Genomic DNA, 15,847 nt, shown 5'->3' on the forward strand with positions numbered 1-15,847 from the left:
GTATATGGTATGCCAGCCACAAGACTGAGGTGGGCCCTAGAGGTCACCGCCCGCGGGTTCAGGGAGCGACCATATGAATATCCATGAATATCAGGCCAAAGCGCTGCTGCATGAATTCGGCGTTCCGATTTCGCGCGGCGTAGCGGTTCTCAAGGCCTCGGACTCCGATGCCGCCGCAAGACAGCTTCCCGGCCCGGTCTGGGTGGTCAAGAGCCAGATCCATGCCGGCGGCCGCGGCAAGGGCAAGTTCAAGGAGGCGTCCGCGGGGGACAAGGGCGGCGTCCGCATCGCCAAGTCGGTCGAAGAGGTCAACGAATTCGCCAAGCAGATGCTGGGCGCCACGCTGGTGACCGTGCAGACCGGTCCCGCCGGCAAGCAGGTCAACCGTCTTTACATCGAGGACGGATCGAACATCGACAAGGAATTCTACCTCTCGATCCTGGTCGACCGCGAGACCTCGCGCGTCTCCTTCGTGGTGTCGACCGAAGGCGGCGTCAACATCGAGGACGTCGCACACAACACGCCCGAGAAGATCGTCACCTTCTCGGTCGATCCCGCCACCGGCATCATGGGCCATCACGGCCGCACCGTTGCGAAGGCGCTGAACCTGTCGGGCGACCTCGCCAAGCAGGCCGAGAAGCTCACCGCGCAGCTCTACGCCGCCTTCGTCGCCAAGGACATGTCGATGCTGGAGATCAATCCGCTCGTCGTCACCAAGGAGGGCGAGCTCCGCGTGCTCGACGCCAAGGTGTCGTTCGATGACAACGCCCTGTTCCGCCATCCCGAGATCGCGGTGTCGTTGCGCGATCTGACTGAAGAAGACGCCAAGGAAATCGAGGCGTCGAAATACGACCTCAACTACGTCACCCTCGACGGCAACATCGGCTGCATGGTCAACGGCGCCGGACTTGCGATGGCGACGATGGACATCATCAAGCTCTACGGCATGGCGCCGGCGAACTTCCTCGACGTCGGCGGCAGCGCCAGCAAGGAGAAGGTCGCGGCCGCCTTCAAGATCATCACCGCCGATCCCAACGTGAAGGGCATCCTGGTCAACATCTTCGGCGGCATCATGAAGTGCGACGTGATCGCCGAGGGCGTCACGGCGGCGGTTCGTGAAGTCGGCCTCAGCGTGCCCTTGGTGGTCCGCCTTGAAGGCACCAATGTCGAGCTCGGCAAGAAGATCATCAGGGAATCCGGACTGAACGTGGTGCCGGCCGACAATCTCGACGACGCCGCGCAGAAGATCGTGAAGGCCGTCAAGGGAGGCTGAGGCCATGACCCAGGACCATCTCGCCGCATCATCTCCGCTTGCAGAGCACGCGCGTCTTTCCGCGTTCGCCGGCGAATGGGATGGCGAAGAGGTGGTCTTCCCGTCGCGCTGGACGGCGGGCGGGCCGGCGACATCGCGCACCGTCGCGCGCATGGACCTCAACGGATTCTATCTGATCCAGGACAGTGTCCAGATGCGCGACGGCAAGCAGGTCTTCGCCACCCACGGCATCTTCACGTTCGACCGCGACGATCGGACCTACAAATTGTTCTGGTACGACTCGCTCGGCTACACGCCGCCCTCGCCCGCCTCAGGCGGGTGGGTCGGCAAGACCCTGACGCTGGTGCGCGGCTCGCTCCGCGGCAATGCGCGCCACGTCTACGAAATCATCGACGATAATTCCTACTCGTTGAAGATCCAGTTCTCGCCGGACGCGGAAGGCTGGGCCGACGTGCTCACCGGCGTCTACCGCCGCATCCACTGACCTCTCACTCGTTAGTTTCGCGAAAGCAGACCTCATGTCCATCCTGATCGACAAGAACACCAAGGTCATCTGCCAGGGCTTTACCGGCAAGAACGGCACCTTCCATTCGGAGGCCGCGATTGCCTACGGCACCAAGATGGTCGGCGGCACCTCGCCGGGCAAAGGCGGCGCGACGCATCTGGGCCTGCCGGTGTTCGACACCGTGCGCGAGGCGCGTGAGAAGACCGGCGCGGATGCGTCGGTGATCTACGTGCCGCCGCCGGGCGCGGCCGATGCGATTTGCGAAGCCATCGATGCCGAGATCCCGCTGATCGTCTGCATCACCGAGGGCATTCCGGTCATCGACATGGTCCGCGTGAAGCGTTCGCTGGCCGGCTCCAAGTCGCGCCTGATCGGGCCGAACTGCCCGGGCGTCATGACCGCCGGCGAGTGCAAGATCGGCATCATGCCGGCCAACATCTTCAAGACCGGCAGCGTCGGCATCGTCTCCCGCTCGGGCACGCTGACCTATGAAGCCGTGTTCCAGACCTCCCAGGAGGGCCTCGGCCAGACCACCGCGGTCGGCATCGGCGGCGACCCGGTCAAGGGAACCGAGTTCATCGACGTGCTGGAAATGCTGCTCGCCGACCCCAAGACCGAATCGATCATCATGATCGGCGAGATCGGCGGTTCCGCCGAGGAAGACGCCGCCCAGTTCCTCAAGGACGAGGCCAAGCGCGGGCGCAAGAAGCCGATGGTCGGCTTCATCGCCGGCGTCACCGCCCCTCCCGGCCGCCGCATGGGCCATGCCGGCGCGATCATTTCGGGCGGCAAGGGCGATGCCGGTTCCAAGACCGACGCGATGAAATCGGCAGGGATTACAGTGTCGCCGTCTCCCGCCCGCCTCGGCCACACGCTTGCCGAAAAGTTGAAAGGCTAATTCACTTCTTCGTACTTTTCCGGGCGAAGTTTCGCAGCAAATAGGGTAAATGGTGCCAATCGCGCTGGGCCTCTGCCGGGGAGCTCAGCGCCAGCGCCGTTTGTTATGCGCGAACCGAAATCGCCAGGAACTCAAGTATGTCTCGCCAGGACGCGAACGCAGCCTTTGCCCTCTCCTCCTTTTTGCAGGGCACCAACGCCACCTACATCGACGAAATCTACGCCCGCTACGAGAAGGACCCGTCCTCGGTCGACGCCGAGTGGCAGGAGTTCTTCAAGAGCCTGAACGACCAGCCCGCCGACGTCCGGAAGAACGCCGAGGGCCCGTCCTGGGAGCGCGCCAATTGGCCGCTGACCCCGAAGGACGACCTCACCTCCGCCCTCGACGGCAACTGGGCCGAGGTCGAGAAGGCGGTCGGTGCCAAGATCGCTGCCAGGGCGCAGGCCAAGGGAGGCGACAAGGGCGCCGACATTTCTTCCGCCGACCTGCTCCAGGCGACGCGCGACTCCGTCCGCGCGCTGATGCTGATCCGCTCCTACCGCATGCGCGGCCACTTCCACGCCAAGCTCGATCCGCTCGGCATCGAGGCGCCGCGCAACCGCGAAGAGCTCGACCCGCGCACCTACGGCTTCAGCGAAGCCGATTTCGACCGCAAGATCTTCCTCGATCACGTGCTCGGCCTCGAATACGGCAGCCTGCGCGAGATCACCGCGATCTGCGAGCGCACCTACTGCCAGACGCTCGGCGTCGAGTTCATGCACATCAGCAATGCTGCGCAGAAGGCCTGGATCCAGGAGCGCATCGAGGGCCCGGACAAGGAGATCTCGTTCACCCGCGAAGGTCGCAGAGCCATCCTGACGAAGCTGGTCGAGGCCGAGGGCTTCGAGAAGTTCTGCGACACCAAGTTCACCGGCACCAAGCGCTTCGGCCTCGATGGTGCTGAATCGCTGATCCCCGCGCTCGAGCAGATCATCAAGCGCGGCGGCAATCTCGGCGTGAAGGAGATCGTGCTGGGCATGCCGCATCGCGGCCGCCTCAACGTTCTGACCCAGGTGATGGGCAAGGCGCACCGCGCCCTGTTCCACGAATTCAAGGGCGGCTCGGCCAATCCCGACGCGGTCGAAGGCTCCGGCGACGTCAAGTATCACCTCGGCGCCTCCTCGGACCGCGAGTTCGACGGCAACCGCATCCATCTGTCGCTGACCGCCAACCCCTCGCATCTCGAGATCGTCGATCCCGTCGTGCTCGGCAAGGTGCGCGCGAAGCAGGACCAGCACGGCGATCCACCTGACATGCGCATCTCGGTGATGCCGCTCCTGATGCACGGCGACGCCGCGTTCGCCGGCCAGGGCGTGGTCGCGGAATGCTTCGGTCTGTCGGACCTGAAGGGCTACCGCACCGGCGGCTCCGTGCACTTCATCGTCAACAACCAGATCGGCTTCACCACCTATCCGCGTTACTCGCGCTCCTCGCCCTATCCGTCTGACGTGGCGAAGATGATCGACGCGCCGATCTTCCACGTGAACGGCGACGATCCGGAAGCCGTGGTGTTCGCGGCCAAGGTCGCGACCGAGTTCCGGCAGAAATTCCACAAGCCCGTCGTCATCGACATGTTCTGCTACCGCAGGCATGGCCATAACGAAGGCGACGAGCCGGCTTTCACCCAGCCGGTGATGTACAAGAAGATCGCGGCGCATCCGTCCACGCTCGAGCTCTACGCCCGCCGCCTCATCAGCGAAGGCGTGATGACCGAGGGCGAGGTCGACAAGGTCAAGGCCGACTGGCGCGCCCGGCTGGATGCCGAGTTCGAGGCCGGCACCTCCTACAAGCCGAACAAGGCCGACTGGCTCGACGGCAAGTGGGCCGGCTTCAAGATCGCCGACCAGGAAGAGGACGCCCGCCGCGGCGTCACCGGCGTCGACCTGCCTGTTCTCAAGGACATCGGCCGCAAGATCACCAAGGTGCCGGACGGTTTCCGCGTCCACCGCACCATCCAGCGCTTCCTGGAAAACCGCTCCAAGGCGATCGACAGCGGCAACGGCATCGACTGGGCGACCGGCGAGGCGCTGGCGTTCTGCACGCTGCTCCAGGAAAACCACCACGTCCGCCTGTCCGGACAGGATTCGGAGCGCGGCACCTTCTCGCAGCGCCACTCGGTGCTGATCGACCAGGAAGACGAGAGCCGTTACACGCCGTTCAACCATCTCGGCAACGAGCAGGGCCATTACGAGGTCATCAACTCGCTGCTGTCGGAAGAAGCCGTGCTCGGCTTCGAATATGGCTACTCGCTCGCCGAGCCGAACACGCTGACGCTGTGGGAAGCCCAGTTCGGCGACTTCGCCAACGGCGCGCAGGTCGTGTTCGACCAGTTCATCTCCTCGGGCGAACGCAAATGGCTGCGCATGTCCGGCCTCGTCTGCCTCCTGCCGCACGGCTATGAGGGGCAGGGACCGGAGCACTCCTCGGCGCGCCTCGAGCGTTACCTGCAGATGTGCGCGGAAGACAACATGCAGGTGGTCTACCCGACCACGCCGGCGAACTACTTCCACGTGCTGCGCCGCCAGCTGCATCGCGAGATCCGCAAGCCGCTGATCCTGATGACGCCGAAGTCGCTGCTGCGCCACAAGCGGGCGGTGTCGCGTCTGGAAGAGCTTGCGAAGGGAACGACCTTCCATCGCATCCTGTACGATGACGCCCAGATGCTGCCGAACGAGGCGATCAAGCTCGTTCCGGACGAGAAGGTCCGCCGCATCGTGCTCTGCTCCGGCAAGGTCTATTACGACCTCTACGAGGAGCGCGAGAAGCGCGGCATCGACGACATCTACCTGATGCGCGTCGAGCAGCTCTATCCGGTGCCGCTGAAGGCGCTGGTGGCCGAGCTGTCGCGCTTCAAGAAGGCCGAAGTGGTGTGGTGCCAGGAAGAGCCCCGCAACATGGGTGCCTGGCACTTCATCGAGCCCTATCTGGAATGGGTGCTGAACCAGGTGAACGGTGTGAGCCGGCGTCCGCGTTATGTCGGCCGCGCCGCTTCCGCCGCGACCGCCACGGGTCTGATGTCCAAGCATCAGGCTCAGTTGAAGGCGTTCCTGGACGAAGCACTGAGCTGAACTCTTTTGAACTGCGTCATGCCCCGCCTTGTGCGCAATCGCGCACTGGAGCGGGGCATCCAGTACGCCGCGACGTCCGTTGTGAATGCGAACGTCCCGGTTTGCTGGATGGCCTGCTTTTCGCCGGCCGATGACATCTGACAATCACGACCGCATTGGCGATCTCCTTAAGGAAAAGACCATGACTGAAATTCGTGTGCCGACGCTCGGCGAATCCGTCACCGAGGCCACCATCGGCCGCTGGTTCAAGAAGGCCGGCGATCCCGTCGCCGTCGACGAGCCCCTGGTGGAGCTCGAGACCGACAAGGTCACCATCGAAGTCCCGGCGCCCTCAGCCGGCACGCTGAGCGAGATCATCGCCGCCGATGGCGCGACCGTTGCGGTCGGTGCGCTGCTCGGCCAGATCACGGAAGGTGCTGCTGGCGCCGCCAAGCCGGCCGCTGCTCCCGCCAAGCCCGCTGCTGCTCCGGCTGCCGCGGCCGCTGCTGCCGCGCCGGCTCCGGCCGCGAAGGCGCCGCCGGCCGATGCGCCGCTCGCCCCGTCCGTGCGCAAGCTCTCGGCCGAGACCGGCATCGACGCTTCGACCGTTCCCGGCTCCGGCAAGGACGGCCGCGTCACCAAGGGCGACATGCTGGCCGCGATCGAGCGTGCCGCGTCCGCGCCGACCCCGGTCAACCAACCCGCCGCCGCCGTTCAGGTGCGCAGCGCCTCGCCGGCCGATGACGCCGCCCGCGAAGAGCGCGTCAAGATGACCCGGCTGCGCCAGACCATCGCGCGCCGCCTCAAGGACGTGCAGAACACCGCGGCCATGCTCACGACCTTCAACGAGGTCGACATGACCAACGTCATGGCGCTGCGTGCCCACTACAAGGATGCGTTCGAGAAGAAGCACGGCAGCAAGCTCGGCTTCATGGGCTTCTTCACCAAGGCCGTGGTGCAGGCGCTGAAGGACATCCCGGCGGTCAACGCCGAGATCGACGGCACCGACCTGATCTACAAGAACTACTATCACATCGGCGTCGCCGTCGGCACCGACAAGGGCCTTGTCGTGCCCGTGGTGCGCGACTGCGACAACAAGTCGATCGCCGACATCGAGAAGGGCATCGCCGATTTCGGACGCCGCGCCCGTGACGGCCAGCTCAAGATCGACGAGATGCAGGGCGGTACCTTCACCATCACCAATGGCGGCATCTACGGCTCGCTGATGTCGACCCCGATCCTGAACGCGCCGCAGTCCGGCATTCTCGGCATGCACAAGATCCAGGAGCGGCCGATGGTCGTCGGCGGCAAGATCGAGGTTCGCCCGATGATGTATCTGGCGCTGTCCTACGATCACCGCGTCATCGACGGCAAGGAAGCCGTCACCTTCCTGGTTCGCGTCAAGGAGAGCCTGGAAGATCCGGCGCGCCTGGTGCTCGATCTCTAAGGGAGGCGACGATGGGGGAGCCGTCGCTTGCGCATGCGCTCATCTCCTTGGTGCCGCTCCTGCTGACCACCCTTATCTTTTTCTTCTTCGCGATTCCTATCAGTCGCAGGAAGGGTAAGGGGGTCGGCTTCGCGGCCTTGTGCCTGATCCCGTTTCTCACGCCCTTCATCCTGTTCTATTTGATCAGCTTGACGGATAAGTCCGTGCTGGATCGCTTGGCAGCTCTTGAGGGCAAGACGTCGTAGTGCGCTCGAACTCGTGGGGATTGATGTGACCGATAAAGTCGTTGTCATCACCGGCGGTAGCCGCGGCATCGGGCGGGCGACCGCGATCGCGGCGGCCGCGCGCGGCTTCCGTGTCGTGGTCGGCTATGCCGGCAACAAGAAGGCCGCCGACGAGGTGGTCGCCGCCATCGAGGCCAGCAACGGCAAGGCCATCGCGGTGAAATGCGATGTCGCCGAAGAGGGCGACATCCTCGCGCTGTTCAAGGAAGCGGACAAGTTCGGCACGCTGGGCGCGCTGGTCAACAATGGCGGCATCGTCGGCCAGAGCGGCGTGCGTGTCGACGAGATGTCGGCCGAGCGCATCCAGCGCGTGATGGCGGTCAACGTCACCGGCTCGATCCTGTGTGCGCGCGAGGCCGTCAAGCGGATGTCGACCAAGCACGGCGGCAAGGGCGGCGTCATCGTCAATCTGTCATCGGTCGCTGCCAAGCTCGGCGCGCCCAACACCTATGTTGACTACGCGGCGTCCAAGGGCGCGATTGATTCCTTTACCACCGGCCTCGGCTATGAGGTCGCGGGCGAAGGCATTCGCGTCGCGGGCATTCGCCCCGGCCTGATCGACACCGAAATCCACGCGTCCGGCGGTGAGCCCGATCGGCATCATCGCCTGGCCCATATGGTACCGATGAAACGCGTCGGCACCGCCGATGAAATCGCCAACGCCATCGTCTGGCTGATGTCGGATGAGGCCTCTTACGTGACTGCAGCCACTCTCGATGTGTCCGGCGGACGCTGACGCGCCGCGCGGACGCTGACACATCCTCATCACGCTAAACCTACGGGACTTTCTCTCATGGCTACCTACGATCTCGTCGTCATCGGCACCGGACCTGGCGGTTATGTCTGCGCGGTGCGCGCTAGCCAGCTCGGCATGAAAGTCGCGGTGGTCGAAAAGAACGCAACGCTCGGCGGCACCTGCCTCAACGTCGGCTGCATGCCGTCCAAGGCGCTGCTGCACGCCTCCGAGATGTTCGAGGAAGCCGGGCATTCCTTCGCCAAGATGGGCGTGAGCGTTTCGTCGCCGAAGCTCGATCTTCCCGCGATGATGAACTTCAAGCAGCAGGGCATCGACGGCAACGTCAAGGGCGTCGAGTTCCTGATGAAGAAGAACAAGGTCGACGTGCTCAAGGGCACCGGCAAGATCCTCGGTACCGGCAAGGTCGAAGTTTCCGCCGACGGCAAGTCGCAAGTAGTCGAGACCAAGAACATCGTGATCGCCACCGGCTCCGACATCGCGCGCCTCAAGGGCATCGAGATCGACGAGAAGCGCATCGTCTCGTCCACCGGCGCGCTGTCGCTGGACAAGGTCCCCGGCAAGCTCTTGATCGTCGGCGCCGGCGTGATCGGCCTCGAGCTCGGCTCGGTCTGGCACCGTCTCGGCGCCGAAGTCGTCGTCGTCGAATTCCTCGATCGCATCCTGCCCGGCATGGACGGCGAGATCGCCAAGCAATTCCAGCGCATCCTCGAGAAGCAGGGATTTGCGTTCAAGCTCGGCGCCAAGGTCACCGCGGTCGACACCTCAGGCAAGACGCTGAAGGCGACGATCGAGCCCGCCGCCGGCGGCGCTGCGGAGACGCTGGACGCCGACGTCGTGCTCGTCGCCATCGGCCGCGTGCCCTACACCGACGGTCTCGGCCTGAAGGAAGCCGGCGTTGCGCTGGACAATCGCGGCCGCGTGCAGATCGATCCGCATTTCGCCACCAGCCTCAAGGGCGTCTACGCCATCGGCGACGTCGTCGCTGGTCCGATGCTCGCGCACAAGGCCGAGGATGAAGGCGTTGCGGTTGCGGAGATCATCGCAGGGCAGGCCGGCCACGTGAATTACGACGTTATCCCAGGCGTCGTGTATACCACGCCGGAAGTGTCCTCCGTCGGCAAGACCGAGGAGGAACTGAAACAGGCGGGCGTGGCTTATACCGTCGGGAAGTTTCCCTTTACCGCCAATGGCCGCTCCAAGGTCAACCAGACCACTGACGGCTTTGTGAAGATTCTCGCAGATGCGAAGACCGATCGCGTGCTCGGCGTGCACATTATCGGCCGCGAAGCCGGCGAAATGATCCATGAAGCCTGTGTCCTCATGGAGTTTGGCGGCAGTGCGGAGGATCTCGCGCGCACCTGCCACGCGCATCCGACCCGCTCGGAAGCCGTCAAGGAGGCCGCGCTTGCAGTCGGCAAGCGGGCCATCCATATGTAGGCACGCGCCCAGCGCCGAATCGGGCGGGAAACACATGCTGCGCCGCCTTCTTCAACCGGTCTGGGTCCTGCTGGCGATCATCTTCCTGATCGAAGCCTGGCTGTGGGACCATCTCGAACCGATCGTCGCGCGGGTCGTCGCAGCCGTCCCGCTTGCGCGTTTCAAGCAATGGCTGACGGATCGCGTCGACGCGCTGTCGCCGGCGATGACGCTGATCGTGTTCGCGGTCCCCATCATCCCGCTGTTTCCGCTCAAGCTGGTCGGCCTGTGGCTGCTCACGCACGAATACTGGACCAGCGCGGTCTTCACGATCCTGTTCGCAAAGCTGCTCGGCGTCGGCGTCACCGCGTTCGTGTTCGACGTCACGCGCGACAAGCTGATGGAGATGCACTGGTTCGAGCGGCTCTACGCGCTGGTGCTGAAGCTGCGCGCCAGGGCGGCCGAGCTGGTCGATCCCGTCAAGCATCGCATCAAGGAGATCATCGCCGGCAACGGCGAAGGCTGGTCCTCCCGCACGCTCCGCCTCATCCAGCGCTTCCGCAAGAGCGTGCACCAGGCGCGGTGAGCGCTGCTGTCCGAACCTGCGCTTCGCCAAATCCTCCAATGTCGTCCCGGCCTAGTGCGCGATTGCGCACGGGGGCCGGGACCCATAACCACAGGGAGAGGTTTGGCGAAGACTCGTCGTTCGGTACTCCTATCGTCAGCCATCGATGGATCACGCGGTGGGTCCCGGCCTTCGCCGGGACGACGGCTGAGCAAGGTGCCTCACCGCATCAATGCAAATGCAGCAGATGCGGCCACCACAGGCCGAGCGCGGTCATGAGGATGCCGCCCAGCGTCAGGATGCCGGCGACATAGGCCAGCGCGAACATGCCGGTGATGATGGTGGCCGAGGCCAGCACGATGCCGATCTGGAAGGCGGCGGACGCCAGCTCGAAGTGATGATATTTCGCGGTCGCCTCGTCGCGCTCGTGCTCGGCGTGCTTGGCTTTCTCGGCGAGCTGCTCGGTGCCTTCGCCGGTCTCGGGCTCGGAGCGGTAGCGCTGCGCGGTCTTGGTCCAGTCGTCGAGCTGCTTCTGCACCACGGCCTTCATGGCGTCGTCGGTGGTGGCGGCCAGAGCGAGCTTGCCCTGCTCGGCCGCTGTCACCACCACGGTGCGGCGGATGCTCTTGGCCTGGAAGAACGCCCAGAGATTGGCGCCCTCGACGTTCTTGCTGATCGATTCGGTCTGGGCGCCCTTGCCGAGCGTCTCCGAGATCGCCAGGAACAGGGCCAGCACGGCGATCAGAAGTGCGATCTTCTTGTTCGAGCCGGACGCGTGCTCGGCGTGCTCGGCATGCTCCATGCTTTCATGTGCGCTCATAAATCCCTCCTGCCTCGGTTCCGTAACGATTGACCGAACCGCGGGCACCGCGCAAGAGGCATGGAGGTTGTGACGTCAGTGTGTCAGCGCCGCGGATGTGCGCTCGCATAGACTTCCAGCAGCCGCTCGGAATCGATGCCGGTGTAGATCTGCGTGGTCGAGAGCGAGGAATGGCCGAGCAATTCCTGGATCGCGCGCAGATCGCCGCCGCGTGACAACAGATGCGTGGCGAAGGAATGGCGCAGCGCATGCGGCGTCGCGCTGTCGGGCAAGCCGAGCGCGCCGCGCAGCCGCTCCATCGCGAGCTGGATGATCCGCGGGCTCAAGGGGCCGCCGCGCGCGCCCAGGAAGATCGGCCCTTCCGCCGGCAGCGGGTACGGGCACATCGAGACGTATTCCTGCACGAGTTCGAGCACGTTCTGGAGCACCGGCACCATGCGGGTCTTGTTGCCTTTGCCTGTCACGATCAGCACGTCGCCTTCGCCGGGACGCGGCACCTCGCGGCGTTTCAGGCCGAGCGCTTCGGAGATGCGCAGGCCCGAGCCATACAGCAGCGCCATGACGGCGGCGTCGCGCGCCAGAACCCAGGTCTCGCGCTCCTCGCCGGCGCGTTCGTCGGCGTCGGCAAGACGTTTGGCCGAGGCCATCGGCAGCGGCTTCGGCAGGCTCTTGGCGACCTTCGGCGCACGAATGGCCGAGAGCGCGCCGACCTTGCCCTTGCCCTCGCGCTCGAGGAAGCGACCGAACGAGCGCAGGCCCGCCAGCGCGCGCATCAGCGAGCGGCCGGCAATGTCGTCGGCGCGGCGCATCGCCATGAAGGCGCGGATGTCGGTGGCTTCCAGCGCCGCGAAGCGCTTGAGCGTGACGCGTTCGCCCCAATGGGAGCAGAGGAAATCCAGGCACTGCCGCAAGTCGCGGCCGTAAGCTTCCAGCGTCTTCGGCGACAGCCGCCGCTCGGCACCGAGATGCGACAGCCAGCGCGTCATCTCCTGCGCGATCGAGGGATCGGCGCTGGCGAGCTCGATGTGGGGGGCGGCCGCTTTGCTCATGCGCTCTGGACGTGGTGATTCCGCACAGTATATCGCATCACACCCGTTTACTGTTCGCTAAGGCCGCCTCCTGCGGCTAGCCTCAAGCCCCCAGGTTCCGATTCTCTCCCCCATGGATCATTCGTCGCGCAGCACGACCACCCCCGCCAACGCGACCCGCATGGTCGACGTGCTGGTGCCGGTCGCGCTCGACCAGACCTATTCCTACAAGGTGCCGCGCGGAATGGAGCTGAAGGCGGGCGATCTCGTCGGCGTGCCGCTCGGGCCCCGCGAGGTGCTCGCCGTGGTCTGGGCCGAAAACGCCAATCCGGATCCGCGCCTGCACAACCGCCTCAAGGAGGTCGGCGAGAAGCTCGATATCCCGCCGCTCAAGCCGGAGTTGCGCTCGGTCGTGGACTGGGTCGCCAATTACACGCTGAGCCCGCGCGGCATGGTGCTGCGCATGTGCCTGCGGATGGGCGAAAATCTCGGGCCCGAGCGGGTGCGTCCCGGCGTGCGCCTGGTCGGCGATCCCCCCAGGCGGCTGACGCCGGCGCGGCAGCGGCTGATCGAGGTGCTGTCGGACCGGCTGCTGCACGGCAAGTCGGAAGCCGCCAAGGAAGCCGGTGTCTCGGCCGGCGTGATCGACGGGCTCGTCGACGAAGGCACGCTCACGGTCGAGCCGATGCCGCCGCCGCCACCGCCGCCGGCGCCTGATCCGGATTTCGCCCGGCCGGATTTTTCGCCGCTGCAGCGCGCCGGCGTGGATGCGATGCGCGCGCTCGCGGCCAACGGCACCTTCCATGTCGCGCTGCTCGACGGCGTCACCGGCTCGGGCAAGACCGAGGTCTATTTCGAGGCCGTCGCCGAAGCGATCCGCCGCGGCAAGCAGTCGCTGATCCTGATGCCGGAGATCGCGCTCACCGGCCAGTTCCTCGATCGCTTTGCGCAGCGTTTTGGCGTGCGCCCGATCGAGTGGCACTCGGAGCTGACGCCGCGCACCCGCGCGCGCAACTGGGCGGCGATCTCGGAAGGCTCAGCGCCGGTCGTGGTCGGCGCGCGTTCGGCGCTGTTCCTGCCTTACGGCAATCTCGGCCTCATCGTCGTCGATGAGGAGCACGACCAGGCCTACAAGCAGGACGAAGGCGTGCATTACCATGCCCGCGACATGGCGGTGGTGCGCGCGCATATCGCCAAGATTCCGATCGTGCTGGCCTCCGCGACGCCGTCGGTCGAATCCGAGGTCAACGCGCGCAAGAACCGCTATCAGCGCATCGCGCTGCCCTCGCGCTTCGGCGGCCAGCACATGCCGCATATCGAGGCCATCGACATGCGCCGCGAGCCGCCCGCGCGCGGCCGCTTCATCTCGCCGCGCCTGGCCGGCGAGATCAGGACCGCGATCGAGAAGCGCGAGCAGGCGCTGTTGTTCCTCAATCGCCGCGGCTACGCGCCCCTGACGCTGTGCCGCCGCTGCGGCCACCGCTTCGCCTGCACCATCTGCGATGCCTGGCTGGTCGATCACCGCTTCCGCCAGCGCCTCGTCTGTCATCACTGCGGCTTCTCGATGCCGCGCCCGCAGACCTGCCCGCATTGCGCGGCGGAGGAATCGCTGGTCGCCGTCGGGCCCGGCGTCGAGCGCTTGCAGGAAGAAGCCGCGGCACTGTTCCCGGAGGCGCGCACCATGGTGCTGTCGAGCGATCTCATCACCTCGATCGAGACGATGCGCAGCGAGCTCAACGAGATCGCGGAGGGTCGCGTCGACATCATCATCGGCACGCAGCTCGTCGCCAAGGGCCACAACTTCCCGCGGCTCAATCTGGTCGGCGTGGTCGATGCGGATCTGGGCCTGTCCAACGGCGATCCGCGCGCGGCGGAGCGGACCTGGCAATTGCTCAACCAGGTGATCGGCCGTGCCGGACGCGAGCAGGGCCGCGGCGTCGGCTATCTCCAGACCCACCAGCCCGATCATCCCGTGATGAAGGCGCTGATCGCCTGCGACCGCGAGGCCTTCTACGACAGCGAGATCGATCTGCGCGAGAAGACGCTCTATCCGCCGTTCGGGCGCCTTGCGAGCCTGATCATCTCCGCCGGCGACCGCCCGAGCGCGGAAGGTCTTGGGCGAAGACTCGTTGCGCTCGCGCCGCGTGACGAGCGCGTGGTGGTGCTGGGCCCGGCGGAAGCGCCGCTCGCGGTGATCAAGGGCCGCTACCGCTTCCGCATCCTGGTGAAATCGGCGCGCGGTTTCGACCTGTCGGACTATTTGCGCAATTGGCTCGCGGTGTGCCCGAAGCCGAAGGGCAACCAGAAGCTCGAAGTGGATGTCGATCCGCAGAGCTTTTTGTAAGGTCCCACCGCTCTCTCCCCGTCATTGCGAGCGGAGCGAAGCAATCCAGAATCCCTCCGCGCAGGCAGTCTGGATTGCTTCGTCGCTGCGCTCCTCGCAATGACGGGGAGAGAGCCTGCGCTCCACTCTCCTCTCGTGCCCCGGACGCAGCGCAGCGTCTCTTTGACGGTGCGCTGCAGAGCCGGGGCCCATGCCGCAGCGATCCCTGTCGCCTTCTGGGTCCCGGCTCTGCGCAGCAACGCTGGCGCGTTGCAGCTCGTCCGGGACACGAGAGGGACGCTGCCGCAACTGACAGGCCAAACAAAAAAAGCCCGCCGTCCCCCAAAGACGGCGGGCTTATTTCGACGCGTGATGCGCCTTAGGAGACGACTTCCGCCGTGACGCGGCCGACGCCGGCGCCGGTGAGGCCGATGGCGCGGGCAGCGCCCGTGGAGAGGTCGAGCACGCGGCCGCGAATGAACGGGCCACGGTCATTGATGGTGACGATGACGCTCTGGCCGCCATGGGTGACGCGGAGCTTGGTGCCGAACGGCAGCGAACGATGCGCCGCGGTCAGGGCGTTCTGGTTGAAGCGCTGGCCCGAGGCGGTGCGGCTGCCGGACTCGTTGCCGTAATAGGAGGCCATGCCGGAGAAGCTGTGTCCGGAGCCCGACGAGGGCGTCATCGACGCATTGGCGTTGCGCCAGTCCGAGCCGGTGTTGGAGTCGGTCTGGGCGTGGTGGCGATGATGGTGATGCCGATGATGCCTGGATTTGGCGGACGCTTCGGTGGCAGTTCCACCGATAAGAAGAGTTGCGGCAACAAAAGCGATCGCCGTACGCGGCCGGGTCACATTGCCCAGCGTCTTCAAAGACAGCATTTAGTGGTCCCTAAGCTAGTATTGCCACATATGTGGCTAGTGGAGCCCCCATCAGTTTGTGAGCGATTTGGCGTTTCCCTTCGCAATGCGGCATGAATTGGGCAGTAAATCTGTTCTGTGTCGTCATGAAATATCTTGTGACCTGCCGGTATATTCATCCGACATTCCGTAATCTTGCACTTTAACGATTCGTTAATCGAATTATTACTTATGAATACTGTAAAACGAAGTCATCGCTCCCTGCGTTTAGAATTGGGTAAGTATTCGGCGAGCAGGTCTGGCGAGGCGGGATTCACGCCTCAGTGATCCGTGTTCATGGCCGCTATGCGCTGAGGGCAGGAACGAATGGGTGCCGGGCCGACGTCAGGCTCACGGCAATTCCGTGGCGTGGCAGGTCGTCGTGCAAGTCCACGCTCAGGTCGATGTCATCCGTCGTCGTGTGTCGCAACTGCGACGAACTGGCGACAGAACCTGATGCCTTTAATTTGGCGTCATGTTGCACGTGCGCGCCTGCTATGTTAGCAAAGCCGCGATTTTAACGGACCCGGCACCTCCCGTGTCGGCC

Annotated in this window: 13 protein-coding genes; 10 read left to right on the top strand and 3 right to left on the bottom strand. The window is 65.0% G+C overall.

Features of this window, described 5'->3' with window-relative positions:
- Window positions 1-73: 73 nt before the first annotated feature.
- The 9 genes from sucC to AC1RUR_RS33480 all read left to right on the top strand — a co-directional run bounded on the left by sucC (window position 74) and on the right by AC1RUR_RS33480 (window position 10,252).
- Window positions 74-1,273, top strand: a complete 1,200-nt coding sequence (gene sucC / locus AC1RUR_RS33440) for an ADP-forming succinate--CoA ligase subunit beta (protein ID WP_063198452.1) — start codon at window positions 74-76, stop codon at window positions 1,271-1,273.
- A gap of 4 nt (window positions 1,274-1,277) precedes the next feature.
- Window positions 1,278-1,757: a DUF1579 family protein gene (locus tag AC1RUR_RS33445; protein ID WP_492852027.1), complete on the top strand. Its 480-nt coding sequence runs from the start codon at window positions 1,278-1,280 to the stop codon at window positions 1,755-1,757.
- Between the two features lie 34 nt (window positions 1,758-1,791).
- A complete protein-coding gene (gene sucD, locus AC1RUR_RS33450; protein WP_148755124.1) occupies window positions 1,792-2,676 on the top strand; it encodes a succinate--CoA ligase subunit alpha in 885 nt (294 codons plus the stop codon).
- A 137-nt stretch (window positions 2,677-2,813) separates the two neighbouring features.
- Complete coding sequence (locus AC1RUR_RS33455) at window positions 2,814-5,783, top strand: 2-oxoglutarate dehydrogenase E1 component (protein ID WP_492852029.1); 2,970 nt, start codon at window positions 2,814-2,816, stop codon at window positions 5,781-5,783.
- A 181-nt stretch (window positions 5,784-5,964) separates the two neighbouring features.
- On the top strand, window positions 5,965-7,209 hold the full coding sequence (gene odhB, locus AC1RUR_RS33460) for a 2-oxoglutarate dehydrogenase complex dihydrolipoyllysine-residue succinyltransferase (RefSeq protein WP_492852031.1): 1,245 nt from the start codon (window positions 5,965-5,967) through the stop codon (window positions 7,207-7,209).
- Window positions 7,210-7,220: 11 nt separating this feature from the next.
- Window positions 7,221-7,454, top strand: coding sequence for a hypothetical protein (locus AC1RUR_RS33465; protein ID WP_492852033.1), 234 nt, complete (start codon window positions 7,221-7,223; stop codon window positions 7,452-7,454).
- Window positions 7,455-7,479: 25 nt separating this feature from the next.
- Entirely contained in the window at window positions 7,480-8,229 is a 750-nt protein-coding gene (locus AC1RUR_RS33470; protein ID WP_492852035.1) for an SDR family oxidoreductase, read from the top strand.
- 57 nt (window positions 8,230-8,286) lie between these two features.
- Window positions 8,287-9,687 carry a dihydrolipoyl dehydrogenase gene (lpdA, locus tag AC1RUR_RS33475; protein WP_492852037.1) on the top strand — a complete coding sequence of 467 codons (1,401 nt, stop codon included), beginning with the start codon at window positions 8,287-8,289 and terminating at the stop codon, window positions 9,685-9,687.
- 34 nt (window positions 9,688-9,721) lie between these two features.
- Complete coding sequence (locus tag AC1RUR_RS33480) at window positions 9,722-10,252, top strand: hypothetical protein (RefSeq protein WP_492852039.1); 531 nt, start codon at window positions 9,722-9,724, stop codon at window positions 10,250-10,252.
- A gap of 208 nt (window positions 10,253-10,460) precedes the next feature.
- Here AC1RUR_RS33480 and AC1RUR_RS33485 read toward each other — a convergent pair whose 3' ends face one another.
- Both AC1RUR_RS33485 and AC1RUR_RS33490 read right to left on the bottom strand, forming a co-directional pair.
- Window positions 10,461-11,051 (bottom strand): DUF4337 domain-containing protein, encoded by a 591-nt coding sequence (locus AC1RUR_RS33485; protein WP_492852041.1) that lies wholly within the window; start codon window positions 11,049-11,051, stop codon window positions 10,461-10,463.
- A gap of 83 nt (window positions 11,052-11,134) precedes the next feature.
- Complete coding sequence (locus AC1RUR_RS33490) at window positions 11,135-12,100, bottom strand: tyrosine recombinase XerC (protein ID WP_492852043.1); 966 nt, start codon at window positions 12,098-12,100, stop codon at window positions 11,135-11,137.
- 112 nt (window positions 12,101-12,212) lie between these two features.
- Here AC1RUR_RS33490 and AC1RUR_RS33495 point away from each other — a divergent pair, with 112 nt between their 5' ends.
- Window positions 12,213-14,423, top strand: coding sequence for a primosomal protein N' (locus AC1RUR_RS33495; protein WP_492852045.1), 2,211 nt, complete (start codon window positions 12,213-12,215; stop codon window positions 14,421-14,423).
- A 358-nt stretch (window positions 14,424-14,781) separates the two neighbouring features.
- On the opposite strand, the gene AC1RUR_RS33500 is transcribed toward AC1RUR_RS33495, so the two are convergent.
- Window positions 14,782-15,282 carry a septal ring lytic transglycosylase RlpA family protein gene (locus AC1RUR_RS33500; protein WP_492852047.1) on the bottom strand — a complete coding sequence of 167 codons (501 nt, stop codon included), beginning with the start codon at window positions 15,280-15,282 and terminating at the stop codon, window positions 14,782-14,784.
- Window positions 15,283-15,847: the final 565 nt, after the last annotated feature.

This window comes from Bradyrhizobium sp. GW821-FHT12B03 (assembly GCF_058807535.1).

What these genes read in the sequence shown, in the direction of transcription:
- sucC (WP_063198452.1), top strand. Translation starts at nt 74, where the DNA reads ATGAATATCCATGAATATCAGGCCAAAGCGCTGCTGCATGAATTCGGC.
- AC1RUR_RS33445 (WP_492852027.1), top strand. Translation starts at nt 1,278, where the DNA reads ATGACCCAGGACCATCTCGCCGCATCATCTCCGCTTGCAGAGCACGCG.
- sucD (WP_148755124.1), top strand. Translation starts at nt 1,792, where the DNA reads ATGTCCATCCTGATCGACAAGAACACCAAGGTCATCTGCCAGGGCTTT.
- AC1RUR_RS33455 (WP_492852029.1), top strand. Translation starts at nt 2,814, where the DNA reads ATGTCTCGCCAGGACGCGAACGCAGCCTTTGCCCTCTCCTCCTTTTTG.
- odhB (WP_492852031.1), top strand. Translation starts at nt 5,965, where the DNA reads ATGACTGAAATTCGTGTGCCGACGCTCGGCGAATCCGTCACCGAGGCC.
- AC1RUR_RS33465 (WP_492852033.1), top strand. Translation starts at nt 7,221, where the DNA reads ATGGGGGAGCCGTCGCTTGCGCATGCGCTCATCTCCTTGGTGCCGCTC.
- lpdA (WP_492852037.1), top strand. Translation starts at nt 8,287, where the DNA reads ATGGCTACCTACGATCTCGTCGTCATCGGCACCGGACCTGGCGGTTAT.
- AC1RUR_RS33480 (WP_492852039.1), top strand. Translation starts at nt 9,722, where the DNA reads ATGCTGCGCCGCCTTCTTCAACCGGTCTGGGTCCTGCTGGCGATCATC.
- AC1RUR_RS33485 (WP_492852041.1), bottom strand. Translation starts at nt 11,051, where the DNA reads ATGAGCGCACATGAAAGCATGGAGCATGCCGAGCACGCCGAGCACGCG.
- AC1RUR_RS33490 (WP_492852043.1), bottom strand. Translation starts at nt 12,100, where the DNA reads ATGAGCAAAGCGGCCGCCCCCCACATCGAGCTCGCCAGCGCCGATCCC.
- AC1RUR_RS33495 (WP_492852045.1), top strand. Translation starts at nt 12,213, where the DNA reads ATGGATCATTCGTCGCGCAGCACGACCACCCCCGCCAACGCGACCCGC.
- AC1RUR_RS33500 (WP_492852047.1), bottom strand. Translation starts at nt 15,282, where the DNA reads ATGCTGTCTTTGAAGACGCTGGGCAATGTGACCCGGCCGCGTACGGCG.